The following is a 20234-nucleotide window of genomic DNA, read 5'->3' as shown; positions in this document are numbered from 1 at the left end:
TCTCTTGTCGGGGATGTCAAATCCTAGTTTGGCAATAGGGATAGGGAATATTAGAGGCATAATACTTAATGAAAGCTCTGACTTCAGAGACTACTTTTATAAACAAAACCATGAAAAAACAATTCAAATATTAGGGGTTCAAGAAACAAAGAATAGAAAACTTGAGATTGATCCCATCCTTTCTAGAAGTTTTGGTAGTGAACAGGTGGTTTCAAAACCTGTTGGCGAAAAAGACGGTAGCAATGGCAAGAATGTTAAACAAACTAAAATTTTGGGTTCAGAGACGGAACAACCCTTACTAGGGCTTAAACAGAAATTCTCTAAATCTGATTCCAAAAATAATTTTTCTGATGCAACGGCGGTTTTGGAAGTCGGCACGCAATTTGCGTTTAGTTCAGACCCGGATTATAGGGAGACTTTGACAGGTAAATTCGTGCATAGTAAAGCTGCTCCATACGAACCAGGACTTGTTAACGATATGCTTAATCAGAAGCGTAAAGATATTATTTTACAATGGCTTCAGTCTATAGAACCAAAAATTCAAGACATTATGATGAACTTCAGAGGAGTTGTTATGGTTGATATAGGACTGGATAATTTTATTCCAATTAATCTTCTTGGAGATGGGCTACCGAGAATTCTATATATCCTTTCTTGCGTATATGGAACCAGAAGTGGAGTTTTAATGGTTGACGAAATTGAAAATGGACTCCATGTGTCTTCTGTGCATAATATGTTGAAAATGATTCTTGAAATTTCGGCGCAGGCAGATACGCAGATTTTTCTTACTACCCATAGCAATGATGTAATCAAAAGTCTTGCTGAGTTGTCTGAAAAGAGTAGTGAGTTGTTTCCCGGAGGGGTTGAGAATTCTGTCGCGTGTTTTTCTTTGGAAAAAAACGACCACGATGAAATGAAGGCGTACAAATATTCTCCCGATCAAATCAGAAAATCTTTGGATTCTAATACCGACATCCGCCATTAGAAAATGCCAAATGTTTTTATATTTGTTGAGGGTGAAGAGGACCGCCTTTTTTTAAAGTCTTATATTTTACATCTAAACCTAAGAATTTCTAAGTGTATAAAAGACTTGGGCGGACGAGGCAACTTGACCCGCCCCTCTATAGAGAAAAAACTGGATAGAGGGTCAAAAGTCTTGGTGATTTTAGATGCTGAAAATGATTTCAACAATACCCAATCTTTCATTAAAAGAACACTGGGCAACTTGGACGTGAAAATTTTTCTTTTTCCTGACAATGAATTAAAGGGGAATCTGGAAAACCTCTTAGAAGAAATCATCAATTTGGAGCACAAAGACATATTTGATTGTTTTGAAGAGTACAAAAAATGTTTGTCAAATAAAAACATCAATTATGAGCATCCGGATTTAAAAGCAAAGATTTACTCTTATAGAGAAGCACTTGGAATTCAAGATAAAAAAGAGGATCATTTCAAAAGCGATTGTTGGGACTTTGAAAATGATGCTCTGACCCCTTTAAGAGAATTTCTTGAAAGAGAGTTAGTATAATATTCAAGTAATATTAAAACTTCGGAGTATTGTTTTATACACTCTTCTTTTGCCTAATCCTTAATTTTGTACTTGGTTTTGAGGCTTTTTATTAGAAATCGCCCATCAAATACATATCTGTCGTCTGGTTTTTTCTTAAAACAACGCACTAGCATATAGCTGTTTGGTTTGAAGAGATTTGTAAATTTCGCAGGTTCGTAAGTTGTTGTACTTGAACCATGCGAGTCTGCAGAGCCTGAATACCTTGCCTGTCCATAACCGTGAGAACTTACTGTCCCACTTTCATATGTTGTTCCGCTACTTGTTGTATGGGAAGTTGCAGGGGCGGTTTGAACCGTATGCTGTGTGACTTGGTTGCTTTCATCGCCAATTGCGAAGTATGCAAAGCCATTATCAAAGCACAGCTCTGATACCCTTAACAGGGTGAACTCTTGTGCACGATCCCTTGAAGTAAAAGCGTTTCCGGTGAATCTCACACGAAAAACATCAGGAGCAAGTTGTGTTTCTGTAAATCCACCTCTAAATCCCGATTTTTGATATGGCGTTGCGAGACATGAAGTGAGTAAAAGACAAAGAAGTAAAACGCCAACAGTTTTGATTCTCATACCAAGAACCTCCTTTTTTAAGGCGCATTACGGCGCCGGGTCTTGGCACTTACCCAACAGATTGAGAAAAGCCTGACTATTTCTCTGCGAACAGAGTTTTATATTCATCAGAGACCCGACAAGCGGGTATCTGTGGATAAGTGCCGAGTTTTAAAATATATAAAGGTTTGAGCTAGGTCAATGATTTAGCGTAAAACTAACTCTAAGTAGGCATTGAACTTTCCTGTTGAAAAAAAATTATAGGTGTTTAGAATAGAAGCGTCAGAACGGTTTGAGGGGAACACTAAACAATGGTAATCAATGAACGGAAAGTGGCTGAGATGGCGGCTTACTTTCTTCTTCAAGTTGAAGATGGGGCTATGTCTCACCTGAAGTTGATGAAACTTCTTTACCTGTCCGACAGGGAATCTTTTCTTCGGCATGGTTTTTCAATATCCGGAGACCAAATGGTTTCAATGCCTCATGGTCCCGTTCTTTCAGGTACTTTGAACCTAATGAACGGAACAAAAAAGTCTGCGCCAAAAGGTTGGAACAGCATGATTTGCCCAATAGAGAAACATACTGTTTCTTTGGTTAATAGTGATTTGACTGTTGATGGTTTGCTCCAACTCAGCAGAGCCGAAGAAGAAGTTCTGGATTCCGTTTGGAAAGAGTTCGGGCATATGAATAGATGGCAAATAAGAGACCACACGCACAAACTCCCAGAATATGAAGACCCCGGAGATTCTTCCGTTTTAATCAAGTTTGACACTCTGTTCAGTGATCTTGGCTTTTCCAAACTTCAAGCGAGGCATTTGAAAGAACAGTTTGAAGTTGACAGATCCATAGAAAGAGTTTTCTCAAAAAGGTAGAGTGGAAAATTGTTTATCCCGATAAGGGGAACAACTTTTCTGTTGTCTATACCTTCACCTAACTCAAAACACCTTTTTGTCTTGCTTACACCGCCTGTTTTTGTTGAAGAAAGTAACTGCAAAGAGGTTCTTTTGGTTAGTTTTTCCCGCATCATACCGGGAGTTCCTTATGACAAAACCTGCCCCATTAACAAGGGTGAACACCCGTTTTTAAGGCAGAAAAGTCATGTCTCTTACAGGCACTCAATAGTCAAGTCTGTTGAATATATGAAAGCATCTATCGGGAGCGGAGAAGCAAAGTTTACAACTTCAATAGACAGAGAACTGCTTGATTTGATATGCGAAGGTCTTGAAAAATCGCCGTACACTCCGAAAACAGCCTTGGAATTCTACCGCCTCGCAATGTCCCAATAATCATCGCCCCCTCACCATTCCAATCAATTTTCCCGCTTCTTCAATTTTCAGCATTTTTGCGGCAAGTATAAACAGCGCCGCCGCCGCCGCTATCGCAACTGCAAGGGCTACGGTTTGCGGTGCGAAGCCGTTTGCAGTTTCGTAGATGAGTTTCGCCACGGCCGCCGACAAAGCCGAAACACCCGCTATTTTTACCAGCCAGACCCAAAAGCCCCGTTCGGTAATTTCTCCCACTCTTTTGTCCAGAAGACGCAGAAGAATAAGGAAATTGACCGCCGCCGCCACCGAACTCGCGAGCGCGAGCCCCGTGTGCTTCAAGCCAAGCTCAAAGCCCAACAGGTAGCCGAGCGCGAGATTTATTACAAGCGCGATTGCCGCCGCGCGGACGGGGGTTTTTGTGTCCTGTAACGCAAAAAAAGCCGGAGCCGTAATCCTTATTCCCGCGACCGCCCAGACCCCGGCGGCATATCCAACGAGCGCCTGCGATGAAAAAAGCGCGTCAGAACTTGTGAATTCCCCCCTTTCAAACAGAACCGAGCAGATTGGATTTGCGAGCACGGCAAGCCCCGCGAGCGCGGGCAGGGTTATGAACAGCGTCATTTTGAGCAGCCCGGCGTAGTCCGTCCTGAAGCCCGTCATGTCATTGTCCGCCGCGCGCGCCGAAAGGCGGGGCAGAAAAACAGTGGCAATCGCGGACCGCGCCGATGCCGAGGGGAAACTCCGTCAACCGCTCGGCGAAGTAAAGATACGACACGGTTCCCCTCTCCATATACGAGGCGTATTGAGTGTTGACGATAATGTTGAGATTATAGACCGCGACCCCGAACAGTTGGGGCAGCATCAAAACACCTATTTTTTTGAGCAGAGGCGAGTGTTTGAAAACGCCGCCGAGCCGGGGGGCAAGCCCGTGCGATTTCAGGAAAGGAATGTTTATCACGCCCTGTAGCGCGCCGCCCGCGAGAACGCCCAGCCCAGCCGCAATTGCCGGCTCCGACCACCGGTCGTGAAAAAAGACCAGCCCCGCTATGAAAGCCAGGTTGAAAAGCAGGGGCGAGAACGCGGGCGCGAAAAAATGTCCGACCGAATTAAGCGCGCCCATTGAAATCGCCGCAAACGAAACAAGAATGATGTAGGGAAACATCAGGCGCAGAAGCGAAACCGCAAGCTCAAAAGATTCAGTCCCGAAACCGGACGCGAACAGCCGTATGATTTGCGGCGCGAACACAACGCCCAGAACCGTTGCCACGCCAAGCGCGACGAGCAGAACGGTCAGGGTTGCCGAAAAACCCTCGCGTGCGCTTTGCGCGCCGTGTTTTTTTATGTGTTCGGTGAAAACCGGAATAAAAGACGCGGACAGCATTCCCTCGGCGAACAGCCGTCGCAACAGGTTCGGTATGCGGAACGCGACATAAAACGCATCGCTCTGAAAGCCCGCTCCGAGAAAGTAGGCGATTACGAGGTCCCGCGCGTAGCCCACAATTCTGCTCGCAAACGTCAGCCCGCCGACCATTCCCCAGTTGTGCAGGATGTTTTTTCCGGTGTCAGACGCGTGGTTCATCGCTTCTCTTCGGTGTCCGCAAACTCAAAACCAACCTCTTTTTGGAGATCCAGAAGAATTCGCCGCGTTTCTTTCTCAAAGTCCGGTGTGGTGAAAATCTTCACGGCGGAATTTTCCGTTCTGATCCACATAATGTGTGAATATCCGCCCAGAATTGAAGCGAGAACAACGTTGTCGCTCCGGTCTCTCAGTTTCAATGTGAAGACGCTCAAAAAAATCTCCGCCAGCGGGCTTGCGAAAGAGTAAGAATAACAATGTTGCCTTGTGCCGACAGCACGCATTATACTAACGGAGCAATCAGATGAAAACCGCCCCGGACCCTCTTACAGACGAGACTTTACACAGTCCCGTAATGCTTGAGGAGGCGGTTTCATACCTTGATCCCCGTCCCGGCAAAATCTATGTTGACGCCACGCTTGGCATGGGCGGTCATTCCGAAGCCATTCTTTCGTCCGCGGATGGAGTGAAAGTAATAGGCATTGACTCAGACCCCGACTCGGCGGCGGAGGCGAAAAAGCGGCTGGAACGCTTCAGTGGGCGCGTGGAGGTTGTGAATTCAAACTTCACCGATATTGAAGAGGTGGCGCGGTCTTGCGGCACGCTTTCTGTGGACGGCATAATAGCCGACCTCGGTATATCAAGCCGCCAGATTAAGCGAAGCGGAAGGGGTTTTAGTTTCACCGCGGACGAGCCGCTTGATATGAGAATGAATCCCGCGCACGGAGAGGCGGCGGCCGATATTGTGAACACTTTGTCCGCGCGCGAACTTGCGGGGATTATAAAAAAATACGGCGAAGAAAAATTTGCGTTCAAAATCGCGAACGCGATTGTAAGAAGCCGTGAGAAAAAACCGCTTGAGACCGCGCGTGAACTTGCGCTGATTGTCGCGGGCTCCATTCCGGTGAAATTTCATCCTCCGCGCACGCACCCCGCGACTCGCGTTTTTCAGGCGCTCAGAATCCATGTTAACGATGAAATTTCCAGCCTTGAAGTTTTTCTGCAAAAGGCCGTTCCCCTGCTCTCCGCGGGCTCAAGGATTGTGATAATCTCCTTTCATTCGCTTGAAGACAGGGTCGTGAAACGGGCTTTTAATTTAATGAGCGCAACTTGCATTTGCCCTCCGGATCTTCCGCTGTGCGGGTGCGGAAAGAAGCAAATCCTCAAAGTGACAGTGCGAAAGCCCGTTTTGCCGGGCGCGTCCGAGGTTCGGAAAAACCCGCGCGCGCGCAGTTCCAAAATGAGGGTTGCGGAAAAGATTTAACCGGGAAAATCGTGCAAAAAACAAAGGCAAAAGCGCGGCGGAGATGGCTTTTTCTGCGGAAAATGTCGTTTTTTTTCAAGACGCTTGTGGTTTGCTGCGCGGTTGTGGTGATTGCCGCCGGATACCTGCGTTTGCGGATTGAGAAGGTGGCGCTTGCGTATGAGATTTCTGAAAATGTGCGCAGGGAGAAATTGCTTATAGAAGAGGAAGCCGCGGCGGAGTTGCGCTACACGGAAGTTTTTTCAAGCAAAAAACTCAGAGAACTCGCGGCGAAAAAAGGTTTCAGGGAGCCGGGACGCTCGGATTTTATCTACGAATCGGAGCTCGGCGTGGATGAAGATCCGCGATGAGAGTGTCTTCCGGAAAAAACAGCACGAAAAACGGCGTTTCAAAACGCCGGATATTCGTCTGTGCCGCGTTTTTCGGCGTTTTTTTTCTCATAATTGCCTACCGTGCGCTTGACTTGCAGTTTCTTAACACCGAAAAGGCGTTCAACCACGCGAAAAAACAGCAAGTCGGATATTTGACGCTCAAATCAAAACGGGGCGGGATTTTTGACTCGTCCGGCGTGCTTATCGCCTCAAGCAAGCGGTCTCATTCCGCGTATCTAATCCCGTCCGACATTGAAGACCCCGAACAGTTTTCGCGCGCGCTTTCGGAAATCGCGGGTTTTGACTACGAGCGAATTCTGTCCCTTGCCGGCAAGAGCAACAGGTCTTTTGCCTGGCTTCAAAGGAAGATGCCCGAAGAGGTTTTTGAGAAACTCAAAAAAGCGGACATTAAAGGGCTCGCTTTTATAAGCGAACAGCAGAGGGTTTATCCGCAGGGCAACCTTCTGGGGCCGGTTGTGGGCTTTGCCGACACCGACCTGCGCGGAATTGAAGGGCTTGAGTATTCGCTCAACAGACACCTGACCGGAAAAAACATGAGAGTCCGGGTCAAGCGCGACGGCAGAGGCGGCTCGATGCTTTTTCACACCCCCAACGTGCTTGAACAGACAAGCGGCGCGGATGTTCGCCTCACTGTGGATTCAGACATTCAGTATGTGGTTGAGGAGGAACTTAAAAAGGGCGTTGAGCGCACCGGCGCGCAAAGCGGCGGCGCGGTGCTTATGGAGCCGCGCACCGGACGCATACTCGCGATGGCGTCCTATCCGTTTTTTGATCCGAACCGTTTTACCGATTATTCGCAGATTGAGCAGAGAAACCTGCCCGTCTGGCAGGCGTTTGAGCCGGGCTCAATAATCAAGCCGTTTCTGGTTGCCTCCGCCATTGAGGAGGGGGTTGTGAATGAGCGGACGGTTTTTGACTGTGAAAACGGAAAACGCAGAATCGGCGCCACCGAAATCCGGGACAGCTCCCCGCACGGAAAACTTACCGTTACCGACACAATAGTTTTTTCAAGCAACATCTGCTCGTCAAAAATTGCCGAACTTGTGGGACCTGAGATTTATCACAAATATCTGCTCGCATTCGGTCTGGGAGCGCGAAGCGGAACAAGACTTCCCGGCGAGCACAGGGGCATAGTTCCGCGCCCGAATCAGTGGGGCAGACTGGGGCTCGCTACAATCTCCTTCGGGCAGGGGCTCACGGTGAACGCGCTTCAGATGGCCACGGCGATTTCCGCAATAGCAAACGGCGGTTACCTGATGGCTCCCTACATAGTTGACAGCGTGGCGGACACCGGAGGAAACCTGATTGTCAGAAGAAATCCGAAGGTGAAGGGCAAGGTGATTTCCTACGATGTGGCCCGCACAATGGCGGGCATAATGGAGCAGGTGGTTGAGAGGGGAACCGGCAAAAGGGCGGCGGTGCGCGGATACTCCGTTGCCGGAAAAACCGGAACCGCACAGATAGCGCGCCCCGACGGAAAGGGCTATCTGGAAAGCGAGTATGTTTCCTCTTTTCTCGGTTTCGCCCCGGTTGAAGACCCGCAGATGGCGCTTGTTATCATCATAAACAGACCAAAAAGGTTCAAATACGGCTCTCAAGCCGCCGCGCCCATATTCAGCGCCATAGCGAAAAGGACGCTCGGAATGTTTGAGGTGCGAGCCGCTTCAAACGGTTCCACACCTGCGGAGAAGCCATTTTCAATGCCGAATTTACGCGGCAAAAGCGTGCGGGAAGTGGCGCAGTGGGCGGAACAAGCGGGCGTCAACCTGAGAATCAGCGGGCACGGGTTCGCCGTCAAACAGACCCCGTCATCGGGTTCTCTGATTAAAAAAGGGCGCAAATGCTCGGTTTCTTTTTCGGGAGACCCCACATGAGCGCGATGAGTTTTTCCGAGATTGCCTCCGCGATTGATTGTGAGATTTACGCGGGAGACCCCGCAGCGCGTGTGAGCGGGATTTGCGTCCATTCGTCCGAGGTTTCGCCCGGAGACCTTTTTGTCGCCGTCAGGGGAGCCGTTACAGACGGCCATAAGTATGTTGCCGAAGCGGTTTCGCGCGGAGCATCGGCGGTGATAACGCAGAAACGGCTCAGTGGTTTGAAAATCTCCGCCGCGCTCGCCGGGGATTCCAAAGCCGCCGCCGCGCTGGCGGCTTGCGTTTTTCACGGTTATCCGTCCCGCGGGTTCACACTTGCGGGAGTTACGGGCACGAACGGGAAAACAACCGTCTGCCACCTTCTGCATTCGGTCTGGGAGCGGCTCGGGCACAAGCCCGCGATGATAGGCACGGTGGAGATACGGTTCGGTGATTTACTCGAAGAAGCGCAGATGACCACGCCCGGCGCGGTTGAGTTGCAAAATTTTTTCTCTCTCATGTCCGCAGGAGGCGCGGACAGGGTTTGTATGGAGGTTTCGTCCCACGCCATAAACGAAAAAAGGGTTGAAGGTTGCGAGTTTGACGCGGCGGTTTTCACAAATCTCACGCCGGAGCATCTGGACTACCACGGTGATTTGCGCAGTTATGCCGACGTCAAAAAACGGCTTTTCACCGGATTGCTTGAAAGAAGCGCGAAAAAAAACAAGTTCGCGGTCATCAATATTGACGATAAGACCGGCGCCGAAATAGCGCGGGACACTACGGGCGAAGCCGTGTCTTTTTCCGCTGAAAACGCATCCGCCGAAGTTTTTGCCGAGTCCTTTTCCACCGGCAGGGACGGAATCTCGGCCGCGCTCCGCACCCCGTGGGGAAACCTCAAAATCAGTTCAAACCTCATCGGCGCCCACAACCTTTCCAACCTGCTTGCCGCCGCGGGTTGCGCTCTGTGCCTCGGCTCCGCTCCCGATGAAGTCGCCCGCGCTTTGTCGTCCGGCGTGTTCGTGCCCGGAAGGCTTGAAAGGGTCGAAAACAGCGGCGCGATTGATGTTTTTGTGGATTACGCTCACACCGCAGACGCGCTTGAAAGTATTGTCAAAGCGGTTCGTCCGCTGTGCCGGGGAAAGATGTTTGTTGTGTTCGGATGCGGCGGTGACAGAGACAGAAGCAAACGCCCCGCGATGGGGCGCGTGGCGAGTTTGAATTGCGATGTCGCGGTTCTGACTTCCGACAATCCGCGAAGCGAATCTCCTGCCGCGATAATTGACGAAATTGAATCCGGAGTTGTCGCGGGCGGGTGCGAAACGGTGAAAATCCCCGACAGACACGAAGCCATACGTTACGCGATTTTCTCCGCAGCTCCGGGTGATTTTGTTCTCATCGCGGGCAAAGGGCATGAGAGATACCAACACATCGGCGGCGAAAAAACCCCTTTTGACGACAGGCTGTGCGCGGCGGATTTTCTTAAAGAAAGAGAGGATGCGATTTGATAGATCACACTTTTGTTCTGCAATCCACACACGCGCGCGCGGAGGGGGTTTTCCCGGCCGCGTATGGCGGAGTTTCCATTGATTCAAGAACTCTGCGGCGCGGCGATCTTTTTTTTGCCATTAAAGGCGGCGGCGACGGGCATGACCATGTCGGGGCGGCTTTTGAAGCCGGCGCGGCGGCGGCGGTCGTTGAGAACGGCGCACGGTCTTTGCCTGATGCGCCTCTGATTTTCGTTCCCTCAACCGTCCGCGCTCTGGCGGATATGGCGTCTGAATGGAGAGATAAACTCAAAAATTCAAAAATTGTCTGCGTAACCGGCTCAAGCGGAAAAACCACCACCAAACAAGCGCTTGCGGGCATTTTGAGCGCGGCGGGGCGCAGCGCGGTTGCAAGCAGGAAGAGTTTTAACAACCATCTGGGGCTGCCCCTGACTTTGCTTGAAACCGATGCGGAGCGCGAAATTTGCGTCGCCGAAGTGGGCATAAACACTCCCGGAGAGATGGACGGACTTGAGCGCATCGCGCGCCCTGACATCGGCACGGTTACAAACATCGGCGCGGCGCACATAGGCAGGTTCGGAAGCAAAGAGAAAATCGCCCGTGAAAAATCGCGCCTGTTCCGCTCTTTTGGAAAACAGTGCGGTTTCGCCGTCAATCTGGACGACCCGCTCACTGTTGAAATCGCGTCCGCGCTTGACTGCGGCAAGGCGGGTTTTTCCGTCCGCGATTCTTCAGCGGAAGTTTCGGCGGCGGACATAGTCTGCTCGTCCCGCTCGGTGAGTTTTACGATGAAAATACGCGGTCGCGAATTTCCCGTAACGGCTCCGGTTGCGGGGGCGCATAATGTTATGAATTTTCTGTGTGCGTCCGCTCTGGGGCTGTTGCTCGGTCTTTCCCCGGACGAAATAGCCGGGGGGATAGGCAATTTTACTCCGGCGGAAATGAGGATGCAGGTTTATGAGCTTCCCGGCGGGGCGGTTTTGATAAATGACTGCTACAACGCCAATCCCGATTCGGTTGCCGCCGCGCTTGAGGAGTTGGGGCGGGTGAAAAAATCAGGCGGCAGGGCAATAGCGGTTCTTGGAGATATGCTTGAACTCGGTGATTTGAGCGGACAATACCACCGTGAGGCGGGCGAAAAAGCCGCCCGGTGCGGAGTGGATGTTCTCATAGCGTTCGGCGAAGAGGCGCGGCATATCTGCTCCGGCGTGGGGGAGAGTGTCCGCGTTGAAAAAACGGTGTTTCATGAAGAGGCGGCTGATATAATCAAGAGAGTCGCGCGGCGCGGCGACTTTATTCTCATCAAAGGGTCGCGCGCGATGGCAATGGAGAAAATCGCGCGGCTGATTGGCGGGCGGTAATCCGAAAACTCAAATGTTTTACCTTCTTCACTTACTCAAAGAAGACTTGCCGATACTCAATATGTTCCAGTATGTGACTTTCCGTTCTTTCGGTTCCGGGGTGTTCGCCTTTTTCCTTTCCGTGCTTCTGGGCGGCAGAGTTATTTCGTTTCTTGAGCGCGAAAAAATCCGCGAAAAAATCCGCCCCGACGGTCCCGCCGGGCACGCGGTTAAATCCGGCACGCCGACAATGGGCGGGCTGTTCATAGTTTTTGGAATAATCATTTCAACACTTTTGTGGGGCAACCTGACGGAGCCGGTTGTTGTTTTTTCAATTGTTTTTACCGCAGTGTTCGGTTTTATAGGGTTTGTTGATGACCGTATGAAATTGTCCCGCTCGCGCGGAATGAGCGCGGGTCTCAAGTTTTTTGTTCAGTGCGCGGCGGCGGTGGTTCTGGTTTTCATATTTCTGCGAATTCAGGAAGGTGGCTTCACGATGTATGTTCGGGCGGGCGAGGAAGCCAGAGAGTATTCTTTCACTTCGGTCGCATTTCCGTTTTTCAAGGATGCGGTTTTTGAGTTCGGCTGGGTTTATTTTCTTCTCGCGCTTTTTGTTACGATAGGGACTTCAAATGCGGTCAATCTCACCGATGGGCTTGACGGGCTCGCCATCAGTTCAATAATCGTTACGGTCGGCGCTTACTACATTCTGGCTTTTGTGGCGGGCAACGTGAATCTCGCGAACTATCTTCACATTCCCCATGTCAGCAGTGCGGGGGAGTTTGCCGTTTTTCTTGCCGCAGTGGGCGGCGCGTGTCTGGGCTTTTTGTGGCACAACGCCTATCCCGCGCGGGTTTTCATGGGAGATACGGGCTCACTTGCACTCGGAGCATCCATAGGGCTTGCCGCGCTTGTTACCAAACAGGAGATTCTGCTCATCATAATCGGCGGCATATTTGTCGCCGAAACAGTTTCGGTGCTGGCTCAGGTGCTGTTTTTCCGTTCCACAGGCGGGAGGCGGTTGTTCAAAATGACGCCTCTGCATCACCATTTTGAAAAAACGGGCTGGCACGAATCGCAAATAGTCATCCGCTTTTGGATAGTTTCTTTTGTTCTCGCTCTGATGGCGCTCGCGACTTTGAAAGTCAGGTAGCGGAAGTTATGAGAGTAAAGGGACAAAAGTTTCTCGTTGTCGGTCTGGGAAAGACCGGAGTTGCCGTAAGCGGATTTCTTGCCCGCGCGGGAGCCGATGTAACGGCAAGTGATTTAAGGGATGCGGGCGAAATCGCCGGAGCGGCGGAACTTGAAAAACTGGGAGTGAAACTGCAGACGGGAGGGCACAGCGAAGGCATTTTTGCGCAAGCCCAAACGGTTGTTCTGAGCCCGGGAGTTCCTCTTGAGATTGAACCCGTCCGCGCCGCACAGCGCGCGGGCGCTCGCGTTATTGGCGAGATGGAGCTTTCTTCCGCCTTGTGCGGGCTTGCGGTTGTGGCTGTTACGGGCTCAAACGGCAAAACCACCACCACCGGGCTCATCGGACACATTCTCAAGGCGTGCGGCAAAAAACCCTTTATCGGCGGAAACTTCGGCGACCCTTTTATCAACGCAGTCGGAAACGAAAGCGCTTATGATTTAGCGTTGCTTGAAACAAGCAGTTTTCAACTCAAAACCACTTTCGCTTTCAAGCCGGCAGTGGCGGTTTTGCTCAACATCTCACCAAACCATCTTGATGTTCATCCAAATTACGAAGACTACGTGCTGTCAAAAAAAAGAATTTTTGCAAACCAGACACCGGATGACTGGGCGGTTGCCAACGGCGCGGACTCTGAAGTCGCCGCAATGCTCGGCGACTTGAGCGCGAAAAAAGTTCTCTTCAATTCGGAACTCACCGGCGAGCATCCGGGTTGCGCAACCCTGGACGGGCGGACGGTTTTTTTTAGAGGTGAAAAATACGACCTTTCCGCCTCAAAACTGCAAGGGCGGCATAACATGGAAAACGCGATGGCGGCAATCGCGGTCGCTTCCATACTCGGTTGTGAACCTGAAAAAACCGTCGCCGCAGTGAGAGAGTTTTCCCCGCCGCCGCACAGAATGGAGTTTGTAAGCGAGGTGCGCGGCGCCCGTGTTTACGACGATTCAAAATCAACCAATCCCGCCGCCGCCGCCGCCGCTCTCACCGCCCTTGATAAGCCGGTTGTTCTGATTTCGGGCGGCAAGGACAAAAAAACCGGTTTTTCCATCCTGCGCGAGCCCGTGCGAAGCAAGGTTTCCTCCCTTGTGCTTTTCGGTGAGGCACAGCGGGCGATGATGTCGGAACTCGGCACACTCACAAAAACCTTTACCGCGGACTCTCTTCAAAATGCGGTTGAAATCGCAGTGTCCGAAGCGTGCCCGGGGGGTTCAATACTTTTCTCGCCCGCGTGTTCAAGTTTTGATATGTTTTCGTCATTTGAGGAAAGAGGCAGGGAGTTCAAAAAAATTGTTAAGAGATTCGGATAGAAGCCCGCAGGGTTTTGATTACACGCTGATGATTGTCGTGGTCGCGCTTTCGCTTGCCGGCGCACTTATGGTTTACAGCACAAGCTCGGTTTACGCCCTTGAAGAGTACGGTGATTCATGGAGGTTTTTCAAACTGCAGGCGGTGTATCTGTTCGTGGGGCTTGTCGTTATGACGGTGGTTTCGCTGATGGATTACAGGCGGCTTAAAAAAATCGCCGTACCCGCTTACTTTTTATGGCTTATTCCCCTGATAGCGGTTCTGTTTGAAGGTGTTGGCAAAGAGGTTTTCGGTGCGAGAAGATGGTTGTCGCTCGGCGGATTCACATTTCAGCCCTCAGAGTTCGCGAAGTTCATTTTCTTTCTCTATATGGCGGAATCCCTCTCGCGCAAAAGCGGGAAGATGACAAACTTCCTTCGTGGAATTGTTCCCCACCTGATACTCGGCGGCGTTTATGCGGGGTTGATATTTGTTGAGCCGGACTTCGGAACGGCGTTCATAATTCTTTCAATTACGGGAATTATGCTTTTTCTCGGCGGAGCGAAAATTTCCCACCTGTCCGCGCTGGTCGGCGGGGTGATGTGTTTCGCGGTTTTCGCGGTCTGGATTGAGCCATACCGCCAGACCCGCCTGCTGTCGTTTCTTGACCCGTGGGCGAACTATTTTGATTCCGGCTATCAGGCGGTTCAGTCAATTATGGCATTCAGCCTCGGAGGGCTGTTTGGGCAGGGGCTCGGCGCGAGCAACCAGAAACTGTTTTTTCTCCCTCAGGCGCACACCGATTTTATTCTTTCCATAATCGGCGAGGAGCTTGGTTTTGCCGGAGTCGTGGTTGTGATTGTGGCGTTTGGGATAATTTTGTACCGAAGCTTTAAAATAGCCGTTACCGCTCCCGACCTTTTCGGGTTTTATCTGGTTATGGGCTTCACTTTTCTCATAGTTTTTCAGGCGACGCTGAACATGGCTGTCGCGCTGTCTCTTCTGCCCACAAAGGGGTTGACCCTGCCGTTTCTCAGTTACGGCGGCACCTCGCTTGTGGTCAGTCTTGGCGCGGTCGGCGCCATTCTGGGCGTGTCGCGGGCGAGGGTGCGGAGGCGATGAGGGTTTTGATAGCGGGCGGCGGAACGGGAGGGCATGTTTTTCCGTCTCTCGCGATCGCGGGCGAGATAACGGAACGGAGCCCCTCAAACGAGGTTCTTTTTATAGGAACCCGGGGCGGGCTTGAAAGCCGTGTGGTGCCGAAAGAGGGCTATGCGTTCCGCTCCGTCAGTGGCGGCGCAGTCGTGCAGGGAGGTGTTGCGCGGGCGGTTTCGGGCGCGTTTTTGACGGCTGCGGGAATAGCGCAGTCGCTTTTTATCTTGAAAAAATTTGCTCCGCATGTGGTGGTGGGAATGGGCGGCTATGCGTCATTTCCCGCGCTCGCGGCGGCGCGCTTTCTCGGAATTCCGCTCGCGATTTGCGAACAGAACAGCGTTCCGGGGCTTGCCAACAGAATGCTCGGAAAAATCGCGCGCAGGGTTTTTCTTTCCTTTCCGCCGCCGGGCCGTTCGCGCACGCGTTTTGCGCCTGAAAAAATTCGTGTTGTAGGCAATCCCGCCCGTCCGGAACTTTGCGCCGCCGCGCGCCGCGCCGCGAACACGCAAGCAGGCGGAGGCGATTTTACGATTTTTGTTCTTGGCGGAAGCCAGGGGGCGGATGCGCTCAACCGCTTTGTTCCCGCCGCCGTGGCGGCTTTCAAAAAGGGCGTGGCAAAAAACGTGAAGGTTGTTCACCAGACCGGCGCGGGCGCGGCGGGTGAGGTTGAAAGGGCTTACGCCGTCACCGGGGTTGAGGCGATTGTGTTTGATTTCAACCCCTCAGTGGCGGACTTTTACGTGCGGGCGAGCGTGGTAATATCACGGGCGGGAGCGGGAGCGGTTTCAGAGATATCTCTGTTCTCCAAACCCTCAATTCTTATCCCTTATCCGTTTGCCGCAGGCGGGCATCAGCGCTCAAATGCGGAGATGATGGAAAAAGCGGGAGCTGCGGTTGTGATTGACGAGAAAGATTTGTCTCAAAAAACGGTTGCCGAAACTTTAAAAAGGTTGGTTAATTCTAATAGTCTGGAGGGAATGTCCCGTGCGGCGGCGGAGTTTGCCGCTCCGGATGCGGCGCGCAGGATTGTGAACGAAATAGAGGTGCTTGCCGGCGGATGAAATACCGGCAGATGAAATAGAGCATGAACGGGAAATTCAGAAAAATACACATGGTCGGCATTGCGGGCTCCGGAATGAGAGGGCTCGCCGAAGTTTTTATCAGCATGGGATACGAAGTTTCCGGTTCGGACACGGGACCGGCTTCGGGGCTTGTCGCTCTTGAAAATGCGGGCGCAAAGGTAATGGGTGAGCACGCGCCCGAAAACGTCAAAGGCAGCGATGTTGTTGTCGTCTCTTCGGCCATCGGGAGTTCAAATCCCGAACTCACCGCCGCGAAAAGGCTTGGAATCCCGGTCGCGCAGAGGGCGGAGATGCTCGCGGAGCTTATGAGAATGAAATTGGGAATCTCCGTGATGGGTAGTCACGGAAAGACCACGACCACTTCAATGATAGCATCCGTTCTCACAACGGGCGGGCTTGACCCGACCGTTATTGTGGGCGGCAAAGTCGCCGCTTTGGGAAAAAGCGGACGGGTCGGCGGCGGAGACATAATGGTTGCCGAGGCGGACGAAAGCGACGGCTCATTCAGCCGCCTCTCGCCCGCAATTTCGGTTCTCACAAACGTTGACCGCGAGCACCTTGATTACCACGGAACCGTGGAAGTGTTGCGCGGCAGGTTTTTAGAGTTTCTTGAGAAGGCGCCGTTTTACGGGCTTGCCACGCTCTGTGTTGACTGCGCCCATGTGCGCGAAATCTCAAAGCAGCTTTCCAAACGGTTCATAACATACGGCGAAAACCCGGACGCGGATTTCCGGATGGAAGGTTTTTCCGCACGCGGTTTTGAGGCGGAGTTTGATGTTTTTTTCAAGCGCGAAAAACTGGGGCGCGCGGCGTTGCCGGTTCCGGGAAGACACAACGCGGTTAATTCGCTGGCGGCGGTCGCCGTGGGAATGGAGATGGGTTTGAGTTTTGACGACATAAAACGCGGACTCAAGGAGTTCAGCGGCATTGAGAGGCGCATGCAACTCAGGGACGAGGTGAGGGGCATAAAGTTTATTGATGACTACGGGCATCACCCCGAGGAGATAAGGGTTACCTTTAACTCGGTCAGCGAGGCGTTTGCGTTACAGCCCGTGGTTGTGTTTCAGCCACACAGATTCACCCGGACGCATCTTCTTTTTGACGGTTTTGTGGAGGTGCTCAGCAAGATATCAAAACTGTATGTTCTTGACGTTTTTCCCGCGGGAGAGGAGCCGATAAAGGGCGCGACTTCGGAGGATGTGGTGAAAAAAGTGAAATCCGCCGGCGGTTTGGGCGCGGTTTACGCCCCGTGCGAAAAGGATTTGGTCAACAAACTGAAAGAGGATTTGAGTGAGGGGGACATCGTTCTCACGCTTGGCGCGGGCAATGTGTGGCGCTGCGCCGAGGCGCTTGCCGATGAATTGAGATGAAAGGACTCGCCGCGGAACTTGAAAAACTTGGGTGCGAAACCGTTTCGGATTTTCACATGTCTTCCTATACGGCGATGAGGGTTGGCGGGCGCGCGCGCCTCGTGGTATATCCTCAAACCCGGGCCGCTCTTTGCGGAACTCTCGCGTTTTTGCGCGCGGAGTCAGTTCCTTTTGAGGCTCTGGGCGGCGGCACGAACACGATAGTGAAAGACGGCGGATTTAACGGCGCAATTGTGAGCACGAGCCGCCTTAAAGGTTTTGAAATCAAGCCCGACCGCTCGGTTGCCGCGGACTGCGGCGCGCCGCTTTCGGCGTTGATGAACGCGACCGCGCGCGCGGGTCTTTCCGGGCTGGAGTTTGCCGCCGGAATTCCCGGAACGGTGGGCGGCGCGGTCTTTATGAATGCCGGAGCGGGCGGCGGTGAGACCGCCGAAGTGGTTGAAAGCGTTGTCGTGTGGCAGGACGGAAAAGAGCGTGAAATCAGCGCGGGCGAACTGAGCCCCTCTTACAGGTGCGGCGGGCTTCCGCCGGACTCCGTGCTACTCGGCGCGCGTCTGCGCCTTGCCGCCGGAGACGCGCTCAAAAGCCGCGTGGCAATCAAAAAGAGTCTTGAACACAGGAAACAAACTCAGCCCGTAAGCGAGGCTAACGCGGGCTCAATCTTCAAAAATCCGCAGTCCATGGCCGCCGGACAGCTTCTTGAAGAGCTTGGAATGAAACTTTATTCCGTCGGCGCCGCCGAGTTTTCAGATGTTCACGCCAATTTTATAGTCAACAAAGGCGGCGCGAAAACCTCGGACGTTCTCAAACTCATAAAAATCGCCCGTGCCAGGGCGCTTGAAAAAAAGGGAGTATATTTGGAAACAGAGGTATGTGTAATCTGAAAAAACATGGAAAGAAAAATCCGCGCAAAGGCGGCACGGTGAAAGTTTTTCTGGCTCTTGCCATTGCGGGCGCGGCGTTTTTCGCGGCGCGCGGCGCGCTTGTTATCGGTAACGCATCCGTTGAGGGAGCCATCGCCGTTTCCGGAGAGAACATTTTAAGGACGGCGGGAGTGTATTCGGGGGAGAAAGTTTTGCTGCTTCCCGGAGCCGTGAACAGGGCGCTTAAAAGCGAGCCGTGGGTGGAAACGGTTTCGGTGAGAAGAGATTTTCGGGGCGGGGCCGTGATAACAATCAAAGAGAAAAAGCCGTTCTGCCTTTTGGCGATGCCCAACGGAACATTTTTCTACATTGACGGGTCGGGCGGTCCGCTTGGTCCCGCGCCTGCGGGCGGGCACGGAATGGATTTTCCGGTAGTGAGGGCCCGGCCGGGTTTTGTCTCCGAAGCGCTTGCCGTGCTCAATCTGTCTTCATCGGCGGTTTCGGCTCCGGGCTGGGATGACATATCCGAGGTTGTGGTTTCGGGCGCGGGCGGCGCGGAGGTATTCACGCGGCCGGGGCAACGAATAGACCTTGGAGCCGATTTGAGGGCTGATTGGGAGAAACTTGAGAGGATAACGCACAACCTTCAAGCGCGGGGTTTGAGCCCGAAGTATGTCAACCTTCGCCGCAAAGGCGTGGGAATAGTCAGTTTCAGGGAATGGGTCAATTGAGCGCGGAAAAACCGGAAATTTTTATAGGGCTTGATCTCGGCACGACCAAGATCTGCGCCATTGTCGCTCAAGTGAACGGGCAGGGCATCAACATAATCGGGTTTGGAACACATCCGTCAACGGGGTTGCGCAGAGGGATAGTGGTTGACGTGGAGCAGACCACCGATTGCATAGCATACGCGGTTGAGAAAGCCGAAGAGATGTCGGGCGAGGAGATACGTTCCGCTTTTGTCGGGATAGCGGGCGGGCACGTCAAAAGCTACACTGCTCGCGGGATTGTCAACATTACCGAGGGCAGGGTTACCGATGAAGACACAAAGCGTTTGAGAGAGTCGGCAACCGACGGAAGCATGATGGCGGACAGGGAGATTATTCATGCGGTCGCGGGAAAATACTCAATAGACGGGCAGGAGCCAGTTACCAATCCGTTGGGAATGTATGGAAGCAAAATTGAGACCGAAATTCACATTGTTACCGGGCAGGTTACGAACACGAACACGCTTGTCCGGTGTGTGCGAGAGGCGGGTATGGACGTTAACGGCATAGTTTTGGAGCAAATCGCTTCGGGCGCGGCGGTTCTGAATGACGCAGACAAGGATTTGGGCGTTGTGCTTGTTGATTGCGGCGGCGGCACGACCGACATCGCGGTTTACAACAAAGGGGGGCTGAAATACACGCAGAGCATAACCATCGGCGGCGACCATATTGACAGAGACATATCTCACCGCTTCACCACCGTGAGCGATTTGGAGTCACGCAGAATCAAAGAGTCCCACGGGGTCGCGTTCGCGCGGCTTGCCTCGGAGTGCAAGAACGTGAAAATTCGTTGCCTGGACAACACCGAACAAACGGTTTCGCGCCGCGAAATCGCCGAGGTTATAGAGTCGAGAATGAGAGAGATTCTGTCTGATGCGAGAAAGAAGATTCCCAATTCGGTGGAAATCTACGGTCCGGCCTCAAAGGTTATTCTGACGGGCGGGACTTTTATGATGGAAGGCGCGGTTGAAATGGCGGAGGAAATTTTTGATATGCCCGCGCGTCTGGGCGTTCCGTGCGGGGTTGACAGCAACAGCGAAGCGGTCTTAAGCCCCGCCTATTCCACGGGGATAGGGCTCATACACTACGGAGTGAAATATTCGGAAAAATCGGATAAAATCCGTGTCAGAGGCGGAAAGACGCCGTTTAACAAAATACGCGGATGGATGGAGCAGTGGTTCAGCGAATTTTTTTAACGGACGGTTTTTCCG

Annotated in this window: 21 protein-coding genes; 17 read left to right on the top strand and 4 right to left on the bottom strand. The window is 52.2% G+C overall.

Going from position 1 to position 20234, the window contains the following annotated elements; all coding sequences use genetic code 11:
- Together ACY430_RS01520 and ACY430_RS01515 are read left to right on the top strand one after the other, a co-directional pair.
- Nucleotides 1-985 (top strand): AAA family ATPase (locus ACY430_RS01520; protein ID WP_462137140.1); only part of this gene is annotated, 985 nt, incomplete at its 5' end.
- 3 nt (nt 986-988) lie between these two features.
- Nucleotides 989-1528, top strand: a complete 540-nt coding sequence (locus ACY430_RS01515) for a DUF3226 domain-containing protein (protein ID WP_462137139.1) — start codon at nt 989-991, stop codon at nt 1526-1528.
- A gap of 53 nt (nt 1529-1581) precedes the next feature.
- On the opposite strand, the gene ACY430_RS01510 is transcribed toward ACY430_RS01515, so the two are convergent.
- Nucleotides 1582-2133: a CC0125/CC1285 family lipoprotein gene (locus ACY430_RS01510; protein ID WP_462137138.1), complete on the bottom strand. Its 552-nt coding sequence runs from the start codon at nt 2131-2133 to the stop codon at nt 1582-1584.
- 290 nt (nt 2134-2423) lie between these two features.
- On the opposite strand from ACY430_RS01510, the gene ACY430_RS01505 reads away from it, so the two are divergent.
- Both ACY430_RS01505 and ACY430_RS01500 read left to right on the top strand, forming a co-directional pair.
- Nucleotides 2424-2984, top strand: coding sequence for a Panacea domain-containing protein (locus ACY430_RS01505; RefSeq protein WP_462137137.1), 561 nt, complete (start codon nt 2424-2426; stop codon nt 2982-2984).
- Nucleotides 2985-3116: 132 nt separating this feature from the next.
- Nucleotides 3117-3398 carry a hypothetical protein gene (locus tag ACY430_RS01500; RefSeq protein ID WP_462137136.1) on the top strand — a complete coding sequence of 94 codons (282 nt, stop codon included), beginning with the start codon at nt 3117-3119 and terminating at the stop codon, nt 3396-3398.
- On the opposite strand, the gene ACY430_RS01495 is transcribed toward ACY430_RS01500, so the two are convergent.
- The 3 genes from ACY430_RS01495 to ACY430_RS01485 are packed head-to-tail and all read right to left on the bottom strand — an operon-like array spanning nt 3399 to nt 5168.
- On the bottom strand, nt 3399-4073 hold the full coding sequence (locus ACY430_RS01495; RefSeq protein WP_462137145.1) for a lipid II flippase MurJ: 675 nt from the start codon (nt 4071-4073) through the stop codon (nt 3399-3401). It abuts the gene before it with no gap.
- Nucleotides 4039-4956 (bottom strand): murein biosynthesis integral membrane protein MurJ, encoded by a 918-nt coding sequence (gene murJ / locus ACY430_RS01490; protein WP_462137135.1) that lies wholly within the window; start codon nt 4954-4956, stop codon nt 4039-4041. The genes ACY430_RS01495 and murJ overlap by 35 nt, the downstream gene beginning before the upstream one ends.
- Nucleotides 4953-5168, bottom strand: coding sequence for a DUF4911 domain-containing protein (locus tag ACY430_RS01485; protein WP_462137134.1), 216 nt, complete (start codon nt 5166-5168; stop codon nt 4953-4955). The genes murJ and ACY430_RS01485 overlap by 4 nt, the downstream gene beginning before the upstream one ends.
- Nucleotides 5169-5257: 89 nt before the next feature.
- Here ACY430_RS01485 and rsmH point away from each other — a divergent pair, with 89 nt between their 5' ends.
- From rsmH to ftsA, 13 genes are all read left to right on the top strand, one after another.
- Complete coding sequence (rsmH, locus tag ACY430_RS01480) at nt 5258-6217, top strand: 16S rRNA (cytosine(1402)-N(4))-methyltransferase RsmH (RefSeq protein WP_462137133.1); 960 nt, start codon at nt 5258-5260, stop codon at nt 6215-6217.
- Nucleotides 6218-6279: 62 nt separating this feature from the next.
- A complete protein-coding gene (locus ACY430_RS01475; RefSeq protein ID WP_462137132.1) occupies nt 6280-6567 on the top strand; it encodes a hypothetical protein in 288 nt (95 codons plus the stop codon).
- Entirely contained in the window at nt 6564-8483 is a 1920-nt protein-coding gene (locus ACY430_RS01470; protein ID WP_462137131.1) for a penicillin-binding protein, read from the top strand. The genes ACY430_RS01475 and ACY430_RS01470 overlap by 4 nt, the downstream gene beginning before the upstream one ends.
- Nucleotides 8480-9970: a UDP-N-acetylmuramoyl-L-alanyl-D-glutamate--2,6-diaminopimelate ligase gene (locus ACY430_RS01465; RefSeq protein WP_462137130.1), complete on the top strand. Its 1491-nt coding sequence runs from the start codon at nt 8480-8482 to the stop codon at nt 9968-9970. Before ACY430_RS01470 ends, ACY430_RS01465 begins: the two co-directional genes overlap by 4 nt.
- Nucleotides 9967-11331 (top strand): UDP-N-acetylmuramoyl-tripeptide--D-alanyl-D-alanine ligase, encoded by a 1365-nt coding sequence (locus ACY430_RS01460; RefSeq protein WP_462137129.1) that lies wholly within the window; start codon nt 9967-9969, stop codon nt 11329-11331. Before ACY430_RS01465 ends, ACY430_RS01460 begins: the two co-directional genes overlap by 4 nt.
- Nucleotides 11318-12463 carry a phospho-N-acetylmuramoyl-pentapeptide-transferase gene (mraY, locus tag ACY430_RS01455; RefSeq protein WP_462137128.1) on the top strand — a complete coding sequence of 382 codons (1146 nt, stop codon included), beginning with the start codon at nt 11318-11320 and terminating at the stop codon, nt 12461-12463. The genes ACY430_RS01460 and mraY overlap by 14 nt, the downstream gene beginning before the upstream one ends.
- An 8-nt stretch (nt 12464-12471) precedes the next feature.
- Nucleotides 12472-13809 carry a UDP-N-acetylmuramoyl-L-alanine--D-glutamate ligase gene (gene murD / locus ACY430_RS01450; RefSeq protein ID WP_462137127.1) on the top strand — a complete coding sequence of 446 codons (1338 nt, stop codon included), beginning with the start codon at nt 12472-12474 and terminating at the stop codon, nt 13807-13809.
- The gene (gene ftsW / locus ACY430_RS01445; protein WP_462137126.1) at nt 13790-14908 is read left to right on the top strand and encodes a putative lipid II flippase FtsW; all 1119 of its coding nucleotides are present in this window, start codon (nt 13790-13792) and stop codon (nt 14906-14908) included. The genes murD and ftsW overlap by 20 nt, the downstream gene beginning before the upstream one ends.
- Nucleotides 14905-16002 carry an undecaprenyldiphospho-muramoylpentapeptide beta-N-acetylglucosaminyltransferase gene (gene murG, locus ACY430_RS01440; protein ID WP_462137125.1) on the top strand — a complete coding sequence of 366 codons (1098 nt, stop codon included), beginning with the start codon at nt 14905-14907 and terminating at the stop codon, nt 16000-16002. Before ftsW ends, murG begins: the two co-directional genes overlap by 4 nt.
- Nucleotides 16003-16025: 23 nt before the next feature.
- Nucleotides 16026-17393, top strand: a complete 1368-nt coding sequence (gene murC / locus ACY430_RS01435; protein WP_462137124.1) for a UDP-N-acetylmuramate--L-alanine ligase — start codon at nt 16026-16028, stop codon at nt 17391-17393.
- Entirely contained in the window at nt 17390-18277 is an 888-nt protein-coding gene (murB, locus tag ACY430_RS01430) for a UDP-N-acetylmuramate dehydrogenase (protein ID WP_462137123.1), read from the top strand. Before murC ends, murB begins: the two co-directional genes overlap by 4 nt.
- Nucleotides 18265-18987: a cell division protein FtsQ/DivIB gene (locus tag ACY430_RS01425; RefSeq protein WP_462137122.1), complete on the top strand. Its 723-nt coding sequence runs from the start codon at nt 18265-18267 to the stop codon at nt 18985-18987. Before murB ends, ACY430_RS01425 begins: the two co-directional genes overlap by 13 nt.
- The gene (gene ftsA, locus ACY430_RS01420) at nt 18984-20219 is read left to right on the top strand and encodes a cell division protein FtsA (RefSeq protein ID WP_462137121.1); all 1236 of its coding nucleotides are present in this window, start codon (nt 18984-18986) and stop codon (nt 20217-20219) included. Before ACY430_RS01425 ends, ftsA begins: the two co-directional genes overlap by 4 nt.
- The last annotated feature ends 15 nt before the right edge of the window (nt 20220-20234 follow it).

The organism is Candidatus Mycalebacterium sp. (genome assembly GCF_977828045.1).
This window is presented reverse-complemented; position numbering and strand designations above follow the sequence as displayed.

What these genes read in the sequence shown, in the direction of transcription:
- ACY430_RS01515 (WP_462137139.1), top strand. Translation starts at nt 989, where the DNA reads ATGCCAAATGTTTTTATATTTGTTGAGGGTGAAGAGGACCGCCTTTTT.
- ACY430_RS01510 (WP_462137138.1), bottom strand. Translation starts at nt 2,133, where the DNA reads ATGAGAATCAAAACTGTTGGCGTTTTACTTCTTTGTCTTTTACTCACT.
- ACY430_RS01505 (WP_462137137.1), top strand. Translation starts at nt 2,424, where the DNA reads ATGGTAATCAATGAACGGAAAGTGGCTGAGATGGCGGCTTACTTTCTT.
- murJ (WP_462137135.1), bottom strand. Translation starts at nt 4,956, where the DNA reads ATGAACCACGCGTCTGACACCGGAAAAAACATCCTGCACAACTGGGGA.
- rsmH (WP_462137133.1), top strand. Translation starts at nt 5,258, where the DNA reads ATGAAAACCGCCCCGGACCCTCTTACAGACGAGACTTTACACAGTCCC.
- ACY430_RS01475 (WP_462137132.1), top strand. Translation starts at nt 6,280, where the DNA reads ATGTCGTTTTTTTTCAAGACGCTTGTGGTTTGCTGCGCGGTTGTGGTG.
- ACY430_RS01470 (WP_462137131.1), top strand. Translation starts at nt 6,564, where the DNA reads ATGAGAGTGTCTTCCGGAAAAAACAGCACGAAAAACGGCGTTTCAAAA.
- ACY430_RS01465 (WP_462137130.1), top strand. Translation starts at nt 8,480, where the DNA reads ATGAGCGCGATGAGTTTTTCCGAGATTGCCTCCGCGATTGATTGTGAG.
- murD (WP_462137127.1), top strand. Translation starts at nt 12,472, where the DNA reads ATGAGAGTAAAGGGACAAAAGTTTCTCGTTGTCGGTCTGGGAAAGACC.
- murG (WP_462137125.1), top strand. Translation starts at nt 14,905, where the DNA reads ATGAGGGTTTTGATAGCGGGCGGCGGAACGGGAGGGCATGTTTTTCCG.
- murC (WP_462137124.1), top strand. Translation starts at nt 16,026, where the DNA reads ATGAACGGGAAATTCAGAAAAATACACATGGTCGGCATTGCGGGCTCC.
- murB (WP_462137123.1), top strand. Translation starts at nt 17,390, where the DNA reads ATGAAAGGACTCGCCGCGGAACTTGAAAAACTTGGGTGCGAAACCGTT.
- ACY430_RS01425 (WP_462137122.1), top strand. Translation starts at nt 18,265, where the DNA reads ATGTGTAATCTGAAAAAACATGGAAAGAAAAATCCGCGCAAAGGCGGC.